Here is a 20,694-nt window from a genome sequence, read left to right as displayed (position 1 = left end):
CGCCTATCAGGCTGTAGAGCCGGGCGTCCGCGACGTTGAAACGAAGCGCGCCCCTCGCCTTTGCTGCCAAGACGTCGAGATCAACACCGTCGCCTGTTTCGCTCAGCCGACCGGCAATTTCGCCTATCAAGGCATCTATATTCAACGGATCGAGCGCAAGCGAGACGGCCGGCGTTTCCGACTCAAGAAGCCGACTTAGCCCTATCGACGAAACCGCCAACACCAGAACGGAGGCGACGAACCAAACGCCTGAACGCCGGAGATTTCGCGTGAGCGGGCTCGCCTGCTCCGTCATCGACTTTGCCCTCAATTTTCGGGGTACTCGCGCCATAGTCGTAGTACTGATAGTTCATGTATTTATAGGCGTAATTGTAATCGAACTTGTTGACCGTGAATTTCGACATCGCCGCTCCGATCACGTTCGCACCGGCTGAGCGCAGACGCTTGAGTGCCGTTTTGGCTGACTTGCGTGTGACCTGATTGGTCGAAACGACCATCAATGTGCCTTCGGCAAGCCGGCTGAGGATTGGTGCATCGGAAAGACCGACGACCGGCGGGGCGTCGATGATGACCAGATCGAAGCGTTTGCCGAGATTGGTCAAGATCAACGCCATCTTCGGCGACGAGAGCAGGTCGGCCGGATTCGGCGGAATCGTTCCGGACGTCAGCACGGTGACATTAGGGTATTTCGTCGGTCTGAAAATGCCCGGCAGATCGTCCTTGCGAACGGTATTAGTCAGCAGGTTGCTCAACCCGATCGCATTGTCGAGGCCGAACAGCCGGTGCAGGTTGGGTTTGCGGAGATCGCCGTCGACAAGCAGAACCCTTGCGCCGAGTGCCGCGAAATCCTGGCCAAGCTTGAACGACGTGGTCGACTTGCCTTCCGACGGTTCCGAACTGGTCACCAGCAGCGATCGCGGCGCGCCCTCCGCACCGGAGAACTGCAGCGATGTCCGCAGCGAACGATAGGCCTCGGAGAGCCCGGATTTTTGATCGGCGATGCTGGCTATGAGTTCGCGGTCACCGACAAGCGGCAGGATGCCGAGCATCGCCAGCCCCAGCTCTTTCTCGATCTGCTCCGGGTTGGTGAAAGTGTTGTTCAGCAACTCGATGATGTAGATGATCGATGCAGCCAGGGCCATGAAAAGCGCGAGAGCGACTGCAAGGTTGATGCTCAGACGTGGAGAATAGGGGGCTGTGGGCAGCGAAGCGAAATCGACTATCGCAGCGCTTTGCGTCTTGAGCTCCGAGCTGACGCCGACTTCATTCAGCTTGGCGATAAGGCTGTCATACTGCGACCGGTTGGAGTCGACCTCGCGCTTCAGGATCGTGTATTTGATATTCTTGTCGTTGAAGACGACCTGCTGCCTCTCCATCTCCGCGAGCTTGGACTTGAGATCGGCTTCCTTGTTCTGTGCTTCCTGATATTTCAGCCGCAACGAATCGGTTATCGCCAGCACGCCGTTGTTGTAGATTCGCTGGAGTTCCTTGATCTGCGATTGCAATTGCTGCATTTCCGGAAAACCGGGCTTCAGGATGCCCAATTTCTGCTGATATTGGCTGGTCAGATCCGCCAGCTTTTCGCTAAGCTTCTGCAGACCTTCGCTTTCCAGAACCGGACCGAGGCTCGACCCGCGGCCTTTTTCTATCTGATCGACCACCCGCCCCGCATCAAGACGCTCCTGGATTGCAGTGGCCAGGGCGGTGTTCAGGGCTTCGATGTTGGAGCCGATCAGCGATTTGTCATCGCCGGTAACCGTGATGCCGGCATCTTTTGCATAGGTGACCAGTTCCTCTTCGGAGGTCTGCAGCTTTTGCTTCACCTGCAAAACCTGTTCCTGGATGAACTGCCGTGCCAGATCAGAGGTCTCGCTGGTCTGATCGAGACGTTGATCGATAAAGCTCTGCGCGACCTGATTGGCAACGTCGCTTGCATATTTCGGCTTTTGATCGACGAAGGTGATCGATAGCAGGCTCGTATTGGTGACCAGATTGACCGTCAGATCTTCCTGGATGCGCTTGATCGCAATTGCCTCGCGCTCTTCAGGCGTTTTCTCCTCAATGGAGGGTGACTTGGACATCCCGAACGCACGGTAGACAATATTGCTCGGGGAAAAGCTCGGCGTCGGAAACAGAAAATCCGGTTTTTCGCTAAGCCCAAGCTGGAACACCACGCGCTGAGCCAATGCCCGGCTCTTCAGCTTCTCCCGAGCGGTCAGGAAGGCCCGGACGTCGCTGTTTTCGGAAACGACCTCAATGTCCTGAAACACTTTCGCCGAAGGCACCAGAACTTCGAGCTGCGTCGTCGCCAGGTATTTTGGTGTCTGCATCATCGTCACGATGACGCCGGCAACGAGCCCGGCCGCCGCCATCATGACGATCAGCCAGCGATACTGGACGATGTATAAAAGCAGCTTGAGCGGGTTGAACCCCTCATCCTGGCCCGCATAGTCGCGACCATAGGGACCGTAGTTTTGCGGCACGTCGTAATAGGAGTCCGCGGACAGGGCCTGGCCATGTCCGGGTCCGGCAAGTTGGGGCTGCCTGTTGCGATCGAGCATGCGCGAGGTGATCCTGGGGTTGTCCGTGTCTACGGAATGACCGCAATGCGGGCAGCGCTGGAGGCGAGGCCCAGCGCATCCTTCAAATTGTTCATCGCGATTTTCGACTTCGAAGCAAAAACGACGACCACGTCGCCGCCATAGATGCGCGGGTTGCGGTTCTTGCCGGCGCGGATTTCCTCGACATTGTAATTTGCGACCAGCTTGTTTTGGCCGACATTGCGATAGACGAAGACCTTGCCGGCATCACCGACCGGATTGAACCCTCCGGCAAGGGCGATCGCGTCGAGCAAGGAAGCGCTGCTGGACACCGGATAAATGCCGGCCTTGTTGACTTCACCATCGACCGTGATGCGCTGGCCAATCGACTCCTTGACGAAAATCGTCACGTCAGGCGACTGCAAGTACTTTTCACCGTAGGCAGTCTCGATTTCCTTCTCGAGCTGACGAACGGTCTTGCCGGCTGCAGTCATGGTCCCAATCAGCGGAAGCGAAATCTGTCCGCCCGCGTCGACCTGAACTGTTCTGTTCAAATTATCGACCTGAAACACACTGACCTCGAGCACATCGTTGGCAGACAGAGGCTGCTCGCTGCCGTTCTGGGTATTCTGCGGCGGCGGGAGATCCTTGACCACCTGCAGCGTACCACCGCCAGAGAGCGCCGATGAAGACGCCGTCGGCTGCAGCGCATCGACAGAACTGGTGGAGGACGTCGATGTCGACGAAGTGCTTGCGCAGGCAGATATTGCTAGCGATGCGAGCAAAGCGGGCACGGTGCCCGCATGACTTCTTGCGAGATCGAAAATGCCCATCAAAGAGCCCCGCTCTTAAACAACCGGCCCAATCCGCCAAACCGCCCCGCACTGCTGCCCCCCGATTTTCTCGGGCTTTGCTTTCCGATGGGCACGAGCGGCCGATTTTGCAATATCGCGTCCGGGCGTTTCACTGCCATGTTGTAAGCCTCATCTTCCCCACACCGGTTCGCGATGGCGACAACCGCCTGCGAAAGCCCTGGCCGCCGCCGGCTGGCGCCGTGGGTGTCGGAGGCGACAATATCCACCCTGCCCTCATCCAGCAGCTTCTCCGAGTAGTAGAGCGCCGTACGTCCAAAGGCCCCCGTCACAGAATCAGCCGTGAGCTGAATAAGGCAGCCTAGCGTATTCAACCTCTCGATGACGTCGTAATTCGCCTTGATCCAAGTCAACCGCTCTGGATGAGTGAGGATCGGCACGAAGCCGGCCCCTATGAGACGGGCGGCGAAGTCTTCGAGCCGCGGAGGCAAAATGTGATGTGGCGGTTCGAACAGGAAATAGCGGGATCCGTTCAGAGTCGGCACCGTACCAAGCCTCAATCGATCGGGGAGATCAGGCGCGAGATGAACATCAGCGCCAACATATACGGTAAGCGGTATGGCAGCGCGATGAAGCTCCAGTTCTAACGCCTGAACAGCCCCGGCAATCTTTGGCGTGGCGTTCTCATAAACCCCAGGCATTACATGCGGCGTACATGCCATATGCGTTGTACCGTCGGCCACTGCCAGCCGTGCCATCTCCAGCGACATGGCCAAGTCAGGAGAACCGTCATCGAGACCGGGCAGGATATGTGAATGCAGGTCGATCATTGGCGTTTCTGGTTGAGAGGAGGCAAAGCTTCGCCTCGACAAAATAGAAACGCGTCACCCGCATGAAGGCGAATGACGCATTTGACAAATTTACGCAAAACAGCGGGGGTCGTATCCCGCCTATCGGCTGACCGCGTCGTCGTCATCCTGCAGGCCGATAATAAGGGCGGCGGCACCACCGACGGCGGCGCCGCCCAAGAGAACCGGCAGCATGCCAGGTTCTGAGCTGGCGGGTACGATCGTCGCAGACGGTGTCTCAAGCGAAACGCACATGCCGCCTTCGATAGGGTCGACCTTGACGGTGGCATTGGCTGGAATATCGAGCGCGCAATTGGCTCCGATAGCCAGCGAAGCAGACGCCTGCGCCCCGGTCATGATGCGCGCGCCCGCATACACCGGCGCCTCGGCATCCACCCCTGCATAGCCGCCGGCCTGGGACATCTGCACATTACCCCGGACCTGCGTAAGACGACCTATCGCGTCTGCGGACGCCGGCACGGGCGCAAGACAGGAACAGGTTTGCTGAGCTACAGCCTCGGGCGCGGCGAACAGGGCGCCCCCTGCGACGAATGCAACAAAAGTAAAAGCAACCCCGAACCGATGGCAACTCATCATTTTACCCCGCCAAAACCTGTAACTCGCCCTGTTGGTACAAATTACAGCCCGCCCCGCCCCAAGCAATAGAACAATATGGTTAACAAACCCAATAAACCAGCCAGCCCGCCTATCCAGACCTTTCTCTACAGCGGCCGATGCCGCCATATCTTCGTCAGCGGCTGACGCCGTTGTCGTCATCCTGCGTCGCCGCGAGCACGCCAGACGTCAGAAGCGCCCCGGCGAAAATCGCCTCCGGCGGACCGAACCCGGCGCCGCCGCCGGAGGGCTGAATAGCAGCCGTCTGCTCAGAGCCGACAAGCTTGAGGCAAATGTTGTTGCCAAGGCGGGAAACGTCGAGGCTCGAATTGGCCGAAACCTCCAGATTGCAGCCGCCGACCAGAACGGAGGCCGCGCCGTTGGCGCCAACCACCACACGGCTGCCGAAATCGAGCGCGCTTCCAACCTTGGCAGCGCCATAGCCCGCCGTCTGCGACACCATCACATCACCGGTGGCGGAACGGATGGATCCGATCGGGTTTGCCGAACCTTGATAGGGTGTCGCGCAGCTGCACGAAGCATCCTGGGCAAACGATGAAGCTGAACCAAACCCGATTGACACGACAAATACGGCAAGCGCAGTTTTAACCACAAGGCTCATCAGTCTTCGATCCCTTCTTGCTGCACCACTTCAGACGCACCCAGTCAAAGGCATTGCATCAGCGCGTACCAGTTTTTGGCCACAATTCCAACCTGTTTCGCGCGCGCGAGGCGATTTAAGCTGACGCGTGTCTGTCCAAGCACAGTACTTTAGCCAGATCGCATTAATAGTTTTCGACTACCTGTCACAGGTTTCTTACCATCGGGCAAAAATTTGAGCTCTCCTTTCCGCGGTGACTGGCTCGATAAGCTTTGACCAAGCTGAGCGCGCCAAACCTTTCGCCAGCCACCTAATATATTGAATTATCGATACATTTTTCGGTAGATACTCCTTGATGGCAGCCGCGCGATTTCGACCATTGGTCGTGCTGACAGCATGTAATTCGAGATCGGCTCGATACCAATCGCGGCCAACGGGGTAGGTGGCCGGCTCGGCTACCCATTTCTCATCTATCGGCCATAGAGATCTGGCTCCATGCCCCCACCTCGATCAAGAACCGGCATACCCAATAAAGGACCCATAAATACCCAAATGCGGGCGCCGGCCAGCTTGAGAACAAGACCCACTCACTTCGCCGCAAGAGCCTCCGGTCTGTACTGGCGACCTGCTCAGCAAGGTTTGTACGTTGCGCCGGCCTGAACCGGCTGGCCGCAGAGAATTCCGCCCTGCGTAAGTATGGTGGCCAAATCTTCCCCCTCAGCCGTCAGGCACTGCACAACAAGGGTATCGCCAACCCTGGAAGCGATCTTGCCGTCGCAAGGTGTTCCGGAACCGACAGGTTTGCAGGCCAGGACGAGCCCCTGGTAGTCTCGGCGCGCCGCTTCCGTCACCAGGAGGCGCATGGCCTGAGGCCTGGAAAACGCCGCCCCGCACAGCAGGATCTTGCGACCGCCGACACGCAGATCATCGACCGATGGAATGGAGAGCTTGCCTTCAAACGGCTTGAGCTCGGCTACCGGCTTCGCGGGGGACGGGCCGCCCCTCTGCATCACGATGATGCCCAGAAAGCCAACACCAAACAAAACAGCCACGACGGCAAGCAACGCTATGTTCCTGACTGACAAAACCATCCTCCATCCGACCGGTGGGCCCGGTCCGCTCATTTCGTCGCAAGGGCGCTCAGTCTTTCTATCTGCTGCATGTACTTCTCGATGACGATCGTTTCCGAAAACTGCCGCTCGACCTTGTTTCTGCTCTGGGCCCCCATCCTGTCCCTGGACGAGTCGTCCAGCCGCGCAAACTCGACCATCTTGCTCGCAAGGTCATCAGAGTCCCTCACCTTGCATAGGAAGCCATTGACCGCGTGGTCCACCACTTCCCTGCATCCTGGCACGTCGGTTGCGATCAGCGGCTTGCCCATCGCAGCCGCCTCGAGCAGCGAGCGCGGCGTTCCCTCCCTGTAGGAGGGCAACACGACACAATCGGCGCCACGCATGAAAGGCCGCACATCGTCGGTGGAGCCGAGATATTCGACCAATCCCTCGCCAACCCATTTTTCCACGTGTTCGCGGCTGACCGCAGTCCGGTTTTCGACATCAAGAAAGCCGAGTAGCTGGAAACGCACTCCGGGCACCTCACGGCAAACCCGACGGGCCGCCGTGATGAACTCGCCGACACCCTTGTCCCAGAGAAGCCGGGCCACGAGAAGAAAGATGATGGCGCCAGACCCGGTGCGCGCTTCGGGCGAAGGGGCAAAACGCGCGAGGTCGATGCCGGAGCCAGGCAAAAGCGCGGTTCGATCCTTGCGAACCAGGCGTTCGTCGACGAACAGCATCCGGTCATCGTCATTCTGGAAGAAAACCATTTTGGAACGGGCCAATGCCACCCGGTACAAAGCCTTGGCAATCCTGAGCAGCAGACCACCGCGAACGAACGCTGTCCCCAATCCCGAAATGTTGTTGATGACGGGAATGCCGTTCAGATTGGCCGCGATGGAGCCGAACACATTGGGCTTGATCGTGAAGCCGACAAACACCAGCGGTCTCTCGCGCCGCAAGAGACGCCAGTAGCGCCACAGAAGGACCAAATCCCGCGACGGTGACGTGCCGGAATTGTCCATGTCGAGTTCGACATAGCGGCAGCCCATGGCCGCAATCAGCGGAGAATACTCGTCTCTCGGCGCGACGACGACCACGTCATAGCCGCGGCTCCGCAGCGCCTCGATCAGTCCCTTGCGAAAATTGACGACATTCCAGGATGTGTTTATCGAGACGACTATCTTGTTGCGAGCAACGGCCGTCATCGCTGCCCACCCGGATATGACGACGGCGCTCTCAACAGCATATCCGCAAACCGATCCGGCGATCTTTCCGACAAGGTCTTTCCGTACAAGGCCGACCGATCACCGCCTTGAATGATCTTCAGCAGTGCTTCCGCAATTTCCGACGCGCCAAAGCCGGCTGAAATCTCCAGGCCCGACAGCATGTCCAGATCTCCCGCACAGGGGGTGGTGACGATGCCGGGAATCCGGCAAGCCATCATTTCCAGAAGGACGTTGGGAAATCCCTCCGTCGCCGACGTGAGCATGCCGGCACGCGCTGCGCGAAACAGCGGAAACGGGTTGTCTCTCTGGCCGAGCAGATTTAGTCGCGAGGCCAGATCAAGCTTGCCGGCGCGGGCTCTCAACTCCGCTTCCATGGGGCCAGAGCCAACCATGGTCAGCTCATAATCCTCGCCGGTCCTTCGTCTGACTTCGGCCAGCACATCAACCGCGATCGTCGGACGCTTCACATCAATCAGCCGGCCGCACCAGACTATCTGCGGACGGCGGGAAAGTATCTCGGCGTCGTGCCCGGACAATGCTTCCATGGACATTTTGACGATGAGATCTTCGTCGACCGGGTTGGGCAAAGTACACAGCTTGGCGATTGCTCGCCGGGGCAATACGTCACGCAGGCGTTCATTCATATAGCTCGTTTGCGCGACTATCATGTCCTGGCTGCCATAGGCAGCATAGAGCGCCTTGTAAGCGAGCGCGCGAGGACCCTTGAAGCGATCCAGAAGTACCGTGGACTCGCGGGCGACCAGCCTATGGCTGCGGAGAAGTCCAACGCTTCGGGCGGCAGCCAGAAACGAGTTTACCCGTGCGTGGCTCGAGAACACCAAATCGTACCGACGCCGGATCAGCCGCGGGGCGAGCAAAAACTCGCTCATGGCCTTGCCGCCGCCAAAGCCGTAGCTGCACCGAATTCCGTCCTGGTGTGATCCAGCGGCCTCGCCCGCCGCCTGGCTACCCAAGAAGCCGATTTCGACGTCCCAGTCGGGTCGCCTCGCGAGTGCGCGCGCAACAAGTTTCAGGACGGTTTCGGCACCGCCTCTTCTGTCGAGCGGAATGGCGATCAGCGCGAGCTTCCTTTTCATGGCCGCGGGAACTCACTGTTTTCGCCGAAAGACATAGGCGTAGGTTTCAGCGGCATCCTTGCGGAGGAACAGGGCGGAAACGCCTAACCAGATGCGCCAGGCAAGAAAGGCCGGCACGAAAAAATAGAAGTAGGAGCTTTTCCAGAACAGACGGCGCTCGATAAGTTCCAGGTCGTTCCGTTTTGCGATTGTTTCGACGTCACTGGGCAAGCACTTGTCGTAGAAGGCCGGAAACCCGTCATGACCCATGCCCTTTTCAGGATAGATCGCAAAAAGCAGCCGTCGCTTCATCCCCTCCGGCAGGACCCGATTCAATCTGGCAAAAACGGCGTTGCGCGAGGGCGAGAAAATGGCAACCATGCCTCCCGGTTTCACGCAACTGGCAATGCCGCGCAGGGCGCCCTCGCCATCACGGACGTGCTCGAGCGTTGCCTGGCAAATGACGACGTCGGCATCGCCCCTCCCCCTAAACGAGGTAAGGTCCGCTTCAATCTCCTCGTCGTATATTCCGCGTGGCGCTTTCGACAACTCTTCCGCGTCGAGGTCGAGCCCAACGACAAAAAGCCCCAGGCGCCGCTTCTCCGAAAGACTGACGAACGGCCTGGCACCCCCGCCAAGATCGTAAACCCGTGCGTTTGAGGTAAGTAAGGGAGGTGCTATCTCCGTCGCAAAGGTCCGGTTGCCGTCGATGCGAAGGCGCCGCGGCAGAGCACTGTCCAGGAACTCGGAAATGGCCACATTCGTGCGAACAAACTTTCGCCATATCGACACTGCTTCACCACCGGTTTCGTTTGGCGATCTGCGCCCACTCGGATTTGACATCCGCGCTATATCCTGTGGAAGACGTAGAGCCGCGTATGATGCGAAAATGGGCCGAGCAACCGGTCCACAGCAGCACGCAAGCCTCTCAGGATTCCATTCTTGCTGTCGTACCAGGCCTGCATCGGCTTGGAGAAAAATGTCTCGTCCTTCAGCCCCTTGAAGCCTCCCCTCGGCTGTGATTCCAGAAGCTTGAAGCCGTGCTGTTCGAAACTGGAAACAATCGAAGACGGCTCAAGAACGAACTGGTAAAATCCGGCCTGTTCACCTGGAAACCTGGGATAGAGACCCATTCTGATCTTCAGCCGTCGGAGAGGAGAAATGCTCGGCACTGTCACGAAGGCAACTCCTCCTGACCGGATGATGCGCTTCATCTCCAATGCGATCTCATCGTAACCGTCGAAGAAGTGCTCGATCACCCCCAGAGACCACACCCCATCGAAGAATTCGTCCGCGAAGCCCGTTGCTCGAACATCCCCCACGGTCACTTGCAAATGGGGCGCGGCACGATTCACCATCCCCACGGTCTTCTGCGCGAAGTCGATCCCGTAGGCGGAAAAGCCTGCCTGGTCGAGGCCATGGACCGTATTGGCCAAGCCACATCCAGCGTCCAGGATCTTGGCCGATCCGGTCAGGTATCGCTTGGTGGTTTCAACGACAAAGCGATCCGGCCTCAAGACAATCCCTTCGGCCCAGTGAGAATCCCAATAGTCGTCATCAGCCACCGTGCCGACATGGACGATGCGCCTGTTTTTCTCGTCGTAGAATGCTTTCTTCTCATTCATTTCTGGCATCCGGACCGACCATCAAAACGGTGCGCTGTTTCGCACCAGGCCCTTGATCTGCAATCACATTCCTCAATGCGAAAAAGGAACAGCCAGCGGCAACGACATATCCGAACAAAAATGCCATTTCACTGCCAAGAGGCACCCGCCACCAAAGGCCCAATGCCGCCAGACAACAGCAAGCCAACGCCCCTATCGCGTAGGAATAGGTCAACGTCATCGCTTTGCTCGACCGAAGCGCAAACGGATCGATGATCACTTTTTTCGTCCTGTTGACCAGAACAGCACAAGAAACGATCCCGAACACCACAGGATCAAAAGACTTCCCCAGCCATCCGGATGCATGGCCCGAGAAAAACAGGCCAACTATTCCGGCCGCGGCCACGGTCGCAAAAATGAGTGCGATGGCCGCTCCCTCGAACAGTCCGCGCCGAAACTGCCTGACGTTTCCATTTGCGGCACTGAGAAACGCCCTTGGCACAAATACGAAGCTGGCCGCATTCATGAAGAAGCCGACGGACCGTTGTGAAAGATCGACGCAAAACGAGAAGACACCGAGATGGGTCTCGGAGCCAAGCAACAAAACAATGTATCGAATGCCGACAAACACGCCGCTCTCGGCCAGATTGCTCAACACAAATCCCCAGCCTGTGACCAGAGACCCGGCAAGATAGGAAAAGCCAGGCCGTCTCAGATTCATAGGTCCCAGGAAGGCAAATGAAATCAGCGCTCCGACGAAATAGCTGAGCGAAAAGGCTGCAAGAGCCGAGCCTACTTTCGCATCGCCGACAAGCAGGATTATGGCTCCTGCCTGGTATGCGACGGCCTGGCAAATCGCCGACCAACCGTACGCCCACAAACGCAGTTGTGACCTCAAAATCTCTTGAAGTGCGGTGTGCAAGCCGAAAGAAACGATGATGGTCGCGGCAACGGCATTGCCAAATCCCAGCCACGTCAGTGCCAGTCCAGCCAGGACGACAAACAACGCCACAACTGCGAGCACGGTCAAAATGGACGATACGTACTCTCTACCCATTCCCGCGGCATGCATTTTTGCGGAAATCGGCATTATCGAATAGGTCGCGACTCCAAAAACAAGTGTCGAAATAAATGAAACTGTCGCAATCGTCGTGCTGAAAATACCGTACTGTCCAGTCTCCAGATGGCTGCCGATGTACAGCAACGTCGCTATGTTCAGAAGACCAGGAACAATTCGTATTACGATGGCTTCCACCAACTTCCACAAGCTGGCTTCTTTCATGAAGTCACCCGCACGAATGACCTCTTGAGCAAGAACGGGAAACTCAAGACACCAAAGCTCAAACAGGCAAGAACCGCCTTGCCCAGGAACCGAACCGACCGATATCGTCCTAGCCAGAACGCCTTGATGTAGTTCAAGTTCAGCAACAACATCGGGTATGCATTTTGTCGCTGAAGAAGCCGAATCCTTGCCGTCATCCCCTCCGGCAAATATCGTTTTCGTCCAATCTCGACATTGACACAGATAACGTCGTATTCGATCGCCAATCTGGACCAGAGAAGAGATGTTGGAACGCGGCGGAACCGCCCCGCTGGGGGCACGGCAACCCGTTTAAGCAAAGGAGTTTTGATGACCTCCTTCTTGTCGCCGACCACCCGTTCGTCGGCCCGCATCTTTATCAGGTTTGTCCGTTCCGACGGAAACGGCTCTGCTGCGGTCTCTGGGTGGCCAAGAGCCATCGAGAACACAAAACCCGCAATCTTCTGATCGACACCTCTCTGCGAGAGGTGCTCACAGACCTCCGGCAAGCGATCGGTGAAGAGATCGTCGTCATCATCGAAGACCATGCAATAGTCGCCAGTGGCGGAAGCAATCGCCGAAAACATCGCACGGCCTCTGCCGTCATTCGGGCCGGTGGTGACCACCAAACTGGCATCGCGAGACGCGATTTCCGCAAGCGCTTCGTTCGTTCCGTCGGTCGAACCGTCGACATGGACGCATATCTGCAACGGACAGTCCGTACGCAACAGTTGCTGAACCAGCGCCGCAACGCGATCCCGCCGATTGAACGTGGGGATGCAGACGCTCAGTAGCGCCTGGGACTGCAATGGATTGCAGACTGCCTGTTTGCGAGCCGTATCGATTCCATCTGCTCCTGGTTAAGTGATCATGGAACAGCGCGGATCAGCCGGGAAACGCCGAACCCTATCCCCGCGCAAAATACGCCTTGTACCACTCGACGAACCGCCCGACGCCCTCGGTCACCGTCGTCGCCGGGCGGTAGCCGACCGCCTGCTCCAGCGCCGAGGTGTCGGCGAAGGTATCGGGCACGTCGCCGGGCTGCAGCGGCAAGAGTTCGACGATGGCTTTGCGGCCCAGCGCGTTTTCCAGCGCCTCGACATAGGCGGTCAGCTTCACCGGGTTGTTGTTGCCGATGTTGAAGATGCGCCAGGGGGCGCTGCTTGTGGCCGGATCCGGACGGCTGGAGTCCCAGGCGGCATTGCCCGTGGCCGGGCTGTCGCTGGCGCGGATCACGCCTTCGGCGATGTCATCGACATAGGTGAAGTCGCGCGTGTGGTTGCCGTTGTTGAACAGCTTGATCGGCTCACCGGCAAGGATGTTTTTGGTGAACAGGAACAGCGCCATGTCCGGGCGCCCCCAGGGACCATACACCGTGAAGAAGCGAAGACCGGTCGTCGGCAATCGGAACAGATGGCTGTAGCTGTGCGCCATCAGCTCGTTGGCGCGCTTGGTCGCGGCGTAGAACTGCAGCGGATGGTCGGCCGGACGATGCTCGGAAAACGGCATGTCGGTGTTGGCGCCGTAGACACTCGACGTGCTGGCATAGGTCAGGTGCGCGACGGCGCTGTTGCGGCAGGCCTCCAGCACGTTGGTGTAGGCGATGATGTTGCTTTCGACATAGGCATGCGGGTTTTCCAGGCTGTAGCGAACCCCGGCCTGGGCGGCGAGATGGATCACCCGGTCGAATGCATGGTCGGCAAAGCAGGCGTCGACCACGCTCTTGTCGGCGAGATTGCCGCGGATGAAATGATAGCCGGCATTGGTCTTACGGCTCGCCTCGTTCAGAAGCCGCAGCCTCGCCTCCTTGATCTGCGGATCGTAATAGTCGTTGACGTTGTCGATGCCGACGACCTCGTCACCGCGCTCCAGCAGCCGCTTCGCTACGTGATATCCTATGAAGCCGGCCGCGCCGGTGACCAGAACCTTCATCAGAAACGCCCATCCGTGACATGCCTGGGGAACAGACCCTTGATGTCGTAGATGACGCCCGGGGTCTTGCAAAGCGCCATCAGGCCGTCGACGCCCAACGCGCGGAACTGCCTGTGGCCGACGGCCACGATAACGCCGTCATAACGCATGTCGGGAATGTCCTTCATGCTGGCCACGCCGAAGGCACGCGCGCATTCCTGCGCGTCGACCCAGGGGTCCCATATGTCGATGCCGGCGTTGTATTCCTTCAGTTGGGCAACGATATCGGCGACCTTGGAATTCCTCAGGTCCGGGCAATTTTCCTTGAAGGCCGCGCCCATCACCAGAATCCGGCTGCCAACGACAGGTATTCCCTTGCGCATCATCAGGCGGGCCGTCTGATCCGCCGCGTGCCGACCCATGCCGTCATTGATACGGCGGCCAGCAAGAATCACCTCCGGATGATAGCCGAGTTCCTGGGCCTTGTGGGTGAGATAGTAGGGATCGACGCCGATGCAGTGGCCGCCGACGAGACCAGGCGTGAAGCGCAGGAAATTCCATTTGGTGCCGGCGGCTTCCAGCACTTCGGACGTGTCGATGCCGAGCTTGCCGAAGATAAGCGACAGCTCGTTCATCAGCGCGATGTTGAGGTCGCGCTGAGTGTTCTCGATGACCTTGGCCGCTTCGGCGACCGCAATGCTCGAGGTACGGTGTGTGCCTGCCGGCACGATCGAGGCATAGAGCGCATCGATACCTTCGGCCGCTTCCGGCGTCGAGCCGCTGGTGACCTTGACGATCGTTTGCAACCGATGCTCGCGGTCGCCCGGATTGATGCGCTCGGGACTGTAGCCGAGGAAGAACCCCTCATTGTAGCGCAGGCCCGAATGTTTCTCGATCAGCGGCGCGCACACCTCTTCCGTGCAGCCGGGATAGACCGTCGATTCGAAGATCACCACCGCGCCTGGCGATATGACCTCACCGACCAAAGTCGATGCCATGATCAGCGGTTTCAGATCCGGACGGTTGGCCCTGTCGATCGGCGTCGGAACCGTGACGATGAAAATCCCGCAATCGCGCAGAGCGGCCTTGTCGGTGGTGAATGTCAGCCGCGACGCAGCACTGATCTCATCGCTGCTGGCTTCCAGCGTATGGTCGTCGCCACGCCTCAGCGCGTCCACCCTCGACTGGTCGATGTCGAAACCGACGACATCCCTGCCGGCGCCGAAGGCGACCGCCAGCGGCAGGCCGACATAGCCAAGCCCGATGATCGCTATTTTCCTGGAGGCGAGATCCATCTGCTTCCTGCGCTTGCTATTCCAGAGCCATGCTTCGCATTGGTTATCTCGCACCAAAGCCGGTAAGCATCGTTTTCAGCGTCTTGAGAGTTATCAAAACGTCCAGCCAAGGCGAAAAGTTCTTTATGTAATAGAAATCATAGTGCAATTTTCCCATAACGTCATCGACGGCAGCCACATGCCCCTGATTTACTTGTGCCCACCCACTTATGCCCGGCCTGACGATATGCCTGTAGCGGTAGAATGGCAGCTCAGCCTCGTACCACTGCGACAGCACGACAGCTTCCGGCCGCGGTCCGATCCAACTCATTTCGCCACGCAGGATGTTGATGACCTGCGGCAGTTCGTCGATCCTGGATTTTCGCAGGAAACGCCCGACTCTGGTGATGCGGTCATCGTCGTGCCTGGTGATCGCCCTTTCCTTGTCGCTGCCGGCGCCAGAGTGCTGGCGCATCGAGCGAAACTTGTAGACCGTGCAGATCTTGCCCCGGTAGCCCATGCGTTGCTGGCGAAACAGCGCAGGACCATCGGAATCCAGCCGGATCAGCAGCGCTATCAACGCCAGAACGGGGGAAAGAACGATGATCAAGACAAGTGCCGAGACCCAGTCGACCGCCTGCTTGATCTTGAGATAGGCCTGGTTCGGATTGAGCGAACCAAGCGTGTTTTCCGACAGGTGCTCGATCTCGACCCGACCGGTCAGCGACTCTCTGACCTGCTTGACGTGGTATACGGGCGTTCCCGAAAGGGCCCGATCCGCGATGTATCGTTCCCATTCCGCGCCAAGATCGGCACGCAGATCAACGACCACGCCGCTGGCTCTTTCGATTATCGTACTGGTCGACTTGATCCAAAACCAATGCACACCCGGTAACGTCTTGAGGCGCTCGACATCTCCGCCGGGAATCACCACGAGCCGGTACGGATCGAGACGCCGCGTCAACAGGCTCAGGCCGAAGTACCAGAGCGTGGACTGCGTGAAACTGGCGGCAGCCTGAAACCGGCTGTACTCGAACCGAAAAAAGAAGATGGTCAGGAAAACAGCCCCGTAGGACAGGGCAAATGTCGGCAAGATGTAACTTGCCGCGGCCACGCCCGGGAAATTTCCGATGCGGCGATAAGACAAGAAGCCCACAAGGTGCGCGATGACCGCAGCGGCTACTGTTACCTGAAGATTGGCCGAATAGATGAATTCAGGATTGAAGACAATCCGGATGATCGCCGGCGCAAAAATCGCGAATGTCAGTCCGCCAAGCAGTTGAAACCGAATCCTGAACAGGAAGTGCCGGCTTCCGACAATAGTCGACGCTGCGACATTCAACGTCTTCCCCCCTTCCCCGAAGCTGCCGTATCGGCGACAGACCAGCGCGATAGTGCATCTGACCTGATCGTTCACAACAACGAATCGGACGTCTCGCCCCCCGGCGATTCGATACAGTCGAAGACCAAGAGCTACGACAGCGCGGCCGCGCCAGCAAGCATCTATTTCTCAGATCAACAGTTCGGGAAATTGAAAAGCCTGGGCTAATAAAGCGACTTAATGATCATTACTGAAGATGTCGCAGCGTCTAGGGCGATATAACCGACAATCTATCGAGGTTGGCGGACATCAGACCGGAAATCCGCCAGTGACGCCGCTCCGGCCAGTGGCTTGATTGCCCCTGGCCGTTTCTTCGATCGCGCGCTTCAGCCGCGCTTCAGCAGCGTCCAGACGGCCGGCACCAGGCTTGCCGCGAGCGCCACCTTGATCAGGTCGCCGACGATGAACGGCACGACGCCGAACTGCCACGACTTTTCCGGACCGATGAGCAGCGCCAGCCAGGCAAAGCCCATTGCCATCATGACGACTTCGCCAACCAGCATGGCGTTGAAAAGCTTGATTGGATGGCGGTCCCAGCCGCGATCCGCCGCCCAGCCGACAATTGCCGCCATGACCACGAAGCCGGCGAGATAGCCGCCGGTCGAGCCGAGCATGTAGGCAATGCCGAGACCCTTTTCAGGCGTGCTCTGGAAGACGGGGAAGCCCATGGCGCCCTCGGCCATGTAGAGCAGCAGGGTGGCGACGCCGAGACGCATGCCGAAGGCGGCGGCGATCAGCAGCACGGCCAGCGTCTGCATCGAAATGTCGACCGGCCCGAGCATTACCTTGGTCTTGGCCGACAGTGTCAGCACAAGCGTTCCGGCGATGGCCAGGAAAAGCTGCGTTGCCAGCCGCGCCGCGCCGTTTTGCGGCAGAGCCAGAGAAACAAGCGGACGCATCGTAGTTGCAATTGCCATGGTATTTCCCCAATCCGATTGCCGCACTCCGATGTTCGCGGCCTCACATCCTCCTATATTGGCTTGCGTGTTGTGCGGCAATCGGTTTTGCCGTTTCCCGAAACAAGGCACCGATGCATGGCACTGAAATTCGATACCGGCTTCGACCCCTTCTATGGCCAGGGGGTGAATGTCGCGCCCGATGTCCAGCGCATCACGGCCCGCAATCCAAGCCCCTTCACCTTTCACGGCACCAACAGCTACGTTGTTGGCCGCGATACGCTGGCGGTGATCGATCCGGGGCCGGAGGACGAGGCGCATCTGCGGACCCTGATCGAGGTGATCGCAGGCCGGCCGGTCAGCCATATCTTCGTCAGCCACACGCATCGCGACCACTCCCCGCTGGCGGCCCGGCTGAAAGAGCGCACCGGCGCCCTCGTGCTGGCAGAGGGGCCGCACCGGCCGGCAAGAGCCCTGCATATCGGCGAGACCAATGCGCTCGATGCCAGTGCCGACACGGCTTTCATCCCTGATGTCGCCCTGCCCGACGGCGAGGTGGTCGACGGCGACGGCTGGTCGATCAGGACGGTTCTGACCCCGGGCCACACCGCCAATCATGCGGCGTTCGCGCTGCAGGGAACCGGCATCCTGTTTTCGGCCGATCATGTCATGGCCTGGGCAACCTCCATCGTCGCCCCGCCGGATGGAGCGATGGCCGACTACATGGCCTCGCTGGACCGCTTGATCGAACGCGGGGACCGCTTGCTGTTGCCAGGACATGGCGGGCCGGTGACAGCACCGCGCGCTTTCATGCGCGGGTTGAAGACGCATCGCAAGATGCGCGAGCGCGCCATTCTGGAGCGGGTCAGAGAAGGCGACCGGACGATCGTGGACATGGTCAAGGCGATCTACAGGGACACCGACCCGCGGCTGCATGGCGCCGCCGGATTGTCGGTGCTTGCCCATCTCGAGGATCTGACGGCGCGCGGTCTGGTCACGACAGACGGCGCACCGGCCATCGACGGCATTTTCACGCCGGCCGGATAGGCCAACCTGGACCGCTGCTAAGTGCCGAAGCCTTATTCGGCTGGCGCGGCGCCGACCTGACCGGCGACTTCCTGGTCGAGCTCCGCCAGGAATTCGGTGATGCGCGCGGCATTGTCGCCAAGGTCGTAGCGGCCGTAGCGGGATGCCGACCGCATATCGACGATGACCGTGTCGCCATCGTCCGTCACGCGGATCGCCACATCGGCGGGAAGGCCGATCACGAAGCCCTTGGCGACGGCGGTGATGGTCACCTCGCTTTGCCCGGCGAGATCGGGATAGGGCTCCGACAGCTCCCAGTCGCGCCGGTCGAGTACGGTTTCGACGGCATTGACGACAGTCTCGAACGGCAGGTCGTAGCTGCGTGCGCTGACCAGCGGATAGCTATCGGCCTGCAGCCGCTGTTCCCCAGGCGTCGACGGCGCAAGCACGTTCATATCCTTCGTCCGGTCGCTCACGTCGAGCGCCGGCGGTTCGTCGAAATCCGTCGAGATATCCCTGAGCGGCGGATAGATCGTCGCCCAGTAGGCGGCGACGCCGTAGGGTGCGAGCACCAGCAATGCCAGCAGCGCGCCGCCCGTCAGGTCGCGGCCGCCGCGGTCGCCGAAATTCCACAGCCGCGAAAAGGCAAACCCGGCAAACAACAGCGCCATCGCCGCCAGCAGCGCGACAATGCCGAGCACCCACAGAAAGACAGGTGTTTCGACGAGATCGAAGCGATGGCCGACGAAGACCGTCAGCAGCAGCACCAACGAAAAAGCGGCCGTGCGCCGCGACCAGCCGGCCGCCTTCGACGTTTGCCGTTCAGGAATGCTAGCCATCGTTTTCCGTGCTGCCCCAACCCGAACGGAGACTTAGTGCCTTTTTGCGATGGCATGAAGCCGAAACATGCACCATCGCGTCAATCGGTCGGCAGGCGATAGTCCTTGAATTGCTGGCGCAAGGTGATCTTCTGGATCTTGCCGGTTGCGGTGTGCGGAATTTCGCCGACGAAAGCGACATCGTCCGGCATCCACCATTTGGCTACCTTGCCGTCCATGAAGCCGAGAATGTCAGCCTTGGTCGGTTCCTTGCCCGGTTTGCGGACGACGACCAGCAGCGGCCGTTCGCCCCATTTCGAATGCTGAACGCCGATGGCTGCCGCCTCGGCGACATCGGGATGGCCGACAGCCAGGTTCTCGAGGTCGATGGTCGAAATCCATTCGCCGCCGGATTTGATGACGTCCTTGGCGCGATCGGTGATCTGCATGTAGCCGCCAGCGTCGATGTGGGCGACGTCGCCAGTGTCGAACCAGCCATCCTCATCGAACTGCTCCACGCCGGCGTCGCCATAATAGGCACGGGCAACGGCCGGCCCACGCACTTTCAGGCGGCCAAAAGTCTTGCCGTCCCAAGGCTGCTCGTTGTTGTCGTCGTCGGTCACCTTCATTTCGACGCCGAAGGGCGGATAGCCCTGTTTCTGCTGGACGTCGAGCCGGGCTTCGCCCTCAAGACCAGCATGGTCCGGCTTCAGGGTACACAGCGTGCCGAGCGGCGACATTTCGGTCATGCCCCAGGCGTGGATAACCTGGACATCGTAGTTCTGCTGAAACTTGGTCATGATCGCGCGCGGGCACGACGAGCCGCCGATGACGACCTTGTTGAGATAGGGAAGCTCCTTGCCGGTCTCCTCCAGATGCTGCAGCAGCATCATCCAGACGGTCGGCACGGCGGCGCTGAAGGTCACCTTCTCGGTGTCGAGCAGTTCATAGATCGAGGCGCCATCCATCTTGCAGCCGGGCATGACCAGCTTGGCACCGATCATCGGCCCGCTCTGGCCAAGGCCCCAGGCATTGGCGTGAAACATCGGCACGACAGGCAGGATCGTATCGCGCGACGACAGTCCCATGGCGTCGGGCATGGCAGCGATCATGGCGTGCAGCACGTTCGAACGATGGCTGTAGACGACGCCCTTGGGATCGCCCGTGGTCCCGGACGTGTAACACATGCCGGCGGCGGTGCTTTCGTCGAAGGTCTTCCAGGCGAAGTCGCCATCCGCTTCGTCAAGCCAATCTTCATAGGCGACCGTGTTGGGCAATGTCGTCGGCGGCATATGCGCCCTGTCGGTCAGCACGATCACCTGTTTCAGCGATTTGACGGCGCCGGCGATCTTCTCGAGCAGCGGCATGAAAGTCAGGTCGACGAAGACAGCCTTGTCCTCGGCATGGTTCATGATCCAGACGATCTGCTCGGGAAACAGCCGCGGATTGAGCGTGTGGTAGATGGCGCCGATGCCCATGATGCCGTACCAGGCCTCGATGTGGCGCGCGGTGTTCCAGGCCAGCGTGGCGATACGGTCGCCCATCCCATAACCGTCACGCTCCAGCCGCTGGGCGACCTTCAGGGCGCGGCGATGGATGTCGGCGTAGGTGGTGCGCACGATCGGCCCTTCGATCGAGCGCGACACGATCTCGCGCACGCCATGCTGCCGCTCGGCATTGTCGATGAGCTTATGGCAAAGCAGCGGCC

19 protein-coding genes and 1 pseudogene are annotated in these 20,694 nt (G+C 59.4%); 1 reads left to right on the top strand and 19 read right to left on the bottom strand.

The window, feature by feature from the left end:
* The 17 genes and pseudogenes from EN984_RS38060 to EN984_RS01105 form a co-directional block, all read right to left on the bottom strand.
* Positions 1-223 (bottom strand): annotated as a pseudogene (locus tag EN984_RS38060) (hypothetical protein); the annotation flags it as partial.
* Positions 183-2,561, bottom strand: a complete 2,379-nt coding sequence (locus tag EN984_RS01180; RefSeq protein WP_127268326.1) for a polysaccharide biosynthesis tyrosine autokinase — start codon at positions 2,559-2,561, stop codon at positions 183-185. The gene EN984_RS01180 and the pseudogene EN984_RS38060, both read right to left, overlap by 41 nt.
* Positions 2,562-2,590: 29 nt before the next feature.
* Positions 2,591-3,373: a polysaccharide biosynthesis/export family protein gene (locus tag EN984_RS01175; protein WP_027035883.1), complete on the bottom strand. Its 783-nt coding sequence runs from the start codon at positions 3,371-3,373 to the stop codon at positions 2,591-2,593.
* Positions 3,373-4,182, bottom strand: a complete 810-nt coding sequence (locus tag EN984_RS01170) for a CpsB/CapC family capsule biosynthesis tyrosine phosphatase (protein ID WP_127268327.1) — start codon at positions 4,180-4,182, stop codon at positions 3,373-3,375. The genes EN984_RS01175 and EN984_RS01170 overlap by 1 nt, the downstream gene beginning before the upstream one ends.
* A gap of 120 nt (positions 4,183-4,302) precedes the next feature.
* Positions 4,303-4,623, bottom strand: coding sequence for a hypothetical protein (locus EN984_RS01165; RefSeq protein WP_127268328.1), 321 nt, complete (start codon positions 4,621-4,623; stop codon positions 4,303-4,305).
* 328 nt (positions 4,624-4,951) lie between these two features.
* On the bottom strand, positions 4,952-5,278 hold the full coding sequence (locus EN984_RS01160; protein WP_236382855.1) for a hypothetical protein: 327 nt from the start codon (positions 5,276-5,278) through the stop codon (positions 4,952-4,954).
* Positions 5,279-6,045: 767 nt separating this feature from the next.
* Positions 6,046-6,480 carry a hypothetical protein gene (locus EN984_RS01155; RefSeq protein WP_127269562.1) on the bottom strand — a complete coding sequence of 145 codons (435 nt, stop codon included), beginning with the start codon at positions 6,478-6,480 and terminating at the stop codon, positions 6,046-6,048.
* 56 nt (positions 6,481-6,536) lie between these two features.
* Positions 6,537-7,679, bottom strand: a complete 1,143-nt coding sequence (locus EN984_RS01150; RefSeq protein WP_127269563.1) for a glycosyltransferase family 4 protein — start codon at positions 7,677-7,679, stop codon at positions 6,537-6,539.
* Complete coding sequence (locus EN984_RS01145; RefSeq protein ID WP_127269564.1) at positions 7,676-8,797, bottom strand: glycosyltransferase; 1,122 nt, start codon at positions 8,795-8,797, stop codon at positions 7,676-7,678. The genes EN984_RS01150 and EN984_RS01145 overlap by 4 nt, the downstream gene beginning before the upstream one ends.
* 12 nt (positions 8,798-8,809) lie before the next feature.
* Entirely contained in the window at positions 8,810-9,535 is a 726-nt protein-coding gene (locus tag EN984_RS01140; protein ID WP_164775885.1) for a methyltransferase domain-containing protein, read from the bottom strand.
* An 89-nt stretch (positions 9,536-9,624) separates the two neighbouring features.
* Positions 9,625-10,401, bottom strand: coding sequence for a class I SAM-dependent methyltransferase (locus EN984_RS01135; RefSeq protein ID WP_164748853.1), 777 nt, complete (start codon positions 10,399-10,401; stop codon positions 9,625-9,627).
* Positions 10,394-11,662 (bottom strand): hypothetical protein, encoded by a 1,269-nt coding sequence (locus EN984_RS01130; protein WP_127268857.1) that lies wholly within the window; start codon positions 11,660-11,662, stop codon positions 10,394-10,396. Before EN984_RS01130 ends, EN984_RS01135 begins: the two co-directional genes overlap by 8 nt.
* Entirely contained in the window at positions 11,659-12,489 is an 831-nt protein-coding gene (locus EN984_RS01125; RefSeq protein WP_164748852.1) for a glycosyltransferase, read from the bottom strand. Before EN984_RS01125 ends, EN984_RS01130 begins: the two co-directional genes overlap by 4 nt.
* A 97-nt stretch (positions 12,490-12,586) precedes the next feature.
* Positions 12,587-13,612, bottom strand: a complete 1,026-nt coding sequence (locus EN984_RS01120) for an NAD-dependent epimerase (protein WP_127268854.1) — start codon at positions 13,610-13,612, stop codon at positions 12,587-12,589.
* On the bottom strand, positions 13,612-14,886 hold the full coding sequence (locus EN984_RS01115; protein ID WP_127268852.1) for a nucleotide sugar dehydrogenase: 1,275 nt from the start codon (positions 14,884-14,886) through the stop codon (positions 13,612-13,614). The genes EN984_RS01120 and EN984_RS01115 overlap by 1 nt, the downstream gene beginning before the upstream one ends.
* Before the next feature lie 43 nt (positions 14,887-14,929).
* Entirely contained in the window at positions 14,930-16,207 is a 1,278-nt protein-coding gene (locus EN984_RS01110) for a sugar transferase (RefSeq protein ID WP_236382852.1), read from the bottom strand.
* A 365-nt stretch (positions 16,208-16,572) separates the two neighbouring features.
* On the bottom strand, positions 16,573-17,163 hold the full coding sequence (locus EN984_RS01105; protein WP_023808554.1) for a biotin transporter BioY: 591 nt from the start codon (positions 17,161-17,163) through the stop codon (positions 16,573-16,575).
* A 117-nt stretch (positions 17,164-17,280) separates the two neighbouring features.
* Between EN984_RS01105 and EN984_RS01100 the strand changes: the two genes are divergently transcribed.
* Complete coding sequence (locus tag EN984_RS01100; protein WP_127270451.1) at positions 17,281-18,189, top strand: MBL fold metallo-hydrolase; 909 nt, start codon at positions 17,281-17,283, stop codon at positions 18,187-18,189.
* A 32-nt stretch (positions 18,190-18,221) separates the two neighbouring features.
* On the opposite strand, the gene EN984_RS01095 is transcribed toward EN984_RS01100, so the two are convergent.
* Together EN984_RS01095 and EN984_RS01090 are read right to left on the bottom strand one after the other, a co-directional pair.
* The gene (locus EN984_RS01095; protein ID WP_127270452.1) at positions 18,222-19,007 is read right to left on the bottom strand and encodes a DUF1499 domain-containing protein; all 786 of its coding nucleotides are present in this window, start codon (positions 19,005-19,007) and stop codon (positions 18,222-18,224) included.
* Positions 19,008-19,087: 80 nt separating this feature from the next.
* On the bottom strand, positions 19,088-20,694 hold a 1,607-nt coding region (locus EN984_RS01090), incomplete at its 5' end, for a fatty-acid--CoA ligase (protein ID WP_164765357.1).

It is taken from the genome of Mesorhizobium sp. M7A.F.Ca.CA.004.12.1.1, assembly GCF_003997835.1.
Lineage (GTDB): Bacteria > Pseudomonadota > Alphaproteobacteria > Rhizobiales > Rhizobiaceae > Mesorhizobium.
Note: the sequence above shows the minus strand (reverse complement) of the source record. Positions and strands in the feature narration are given on the sequence as shown.

Coding starts and splice junctions, on each gene's coding strand:
- EN984_RS01160 (WP_236382855.1), bottom strand. CDS start 5,278: ATGGTGTCGCAGACGGCGGGCTATGGCGCTGCCAAGGTTGGAAGCGCG.
- EN984_RS01175 (WP_027035883.1), bottom strand. CDS start 3,373: ATGGGCATTTTCGATCTCGCAAGAAGTCATGCGGGCACCGTGCCCGCT.
- EN984_RS01135 (WP_164748853.1), bottom strand. CDS start 10,401: ATGAATGAGAAGAAAGCATTCTACGACGAGAAAAACAGGCGCATCGTC.
- EN984_RS01130 (WP_127268857.1), bottom strand. CDS start 11,662: ATGAAAGAAGCCAGCTTGTGGAAGTTGGTGGAAGCCATCGTAATACGA.
- EN984_RS01105 (WP_023808554.1), bottom strand. CDS start 17,163: ATGGCAATTGCAACTACGATGCGTCCGCTTGTTTCTCTGGCTCTGCCG.
- EN984_RS01165 (WP_127268328.1), bottom strand. CDS start 4,623: ATGTCCCAGGCCGGCGGCTATGCAGGGGTGGATGCCGAGGCGCCGGTG.
- EN984_RS01150 (WP_127269563.1), bottom strand. CDS start 7,679: ATGACGGCCGTTGCTCGCAACAAGATAGTCGTCTCGATAAACACATCC.
- EN984_RS01095 (WP_127270452.1), bottom strand. CDS start 19,007: ATGGCTAGCATTCCTGAACGGCAAACGTCGAAGGCGGCCGGCTGGTCG.
- EN984_RS01170 (WP_127268327.1), bottom strand. CDS start 4,182: ATGATCGACCTGCATTCACATATCCTGCCCGGTCTCGATGACGGTTCT.
- EN984_RS01180 (WP_127268326.1), bottom strand. CDS start 2,561: ATGCTCGATCGCAACAGGCAGCCCCAACTTGCCGGACCCGGACATGGC.
- EN984_RS01115 (WP_127268852.1), bottom strand. CDS start 14,886: ATGGATCTCGCCTCCAGGAAAATAGCGATCATCGGGCTTGGCTATGTC.
- EN984_RS01120 (WP_127268854.1), bottom strand. CDS start 13,612: ATGAAGGTTCTGGTCACCGGCGCGGCCGGCTTCATAGGATATCACGTA.
- EN984_RS01145 (WP_127269564.1), bottom strand. CDS start 8,797: ATGAAAAGGAAGCTCGCGCTGATCGCCATTCCGCTCGACAGAAGAGGC.
- EN984_RS01100 (WP_127270451.1), top strand. CDS start 17,281: ATGGCACTGAAATTCGATACCGGCTTCGACCCCTTCTATGGCCAGGGG.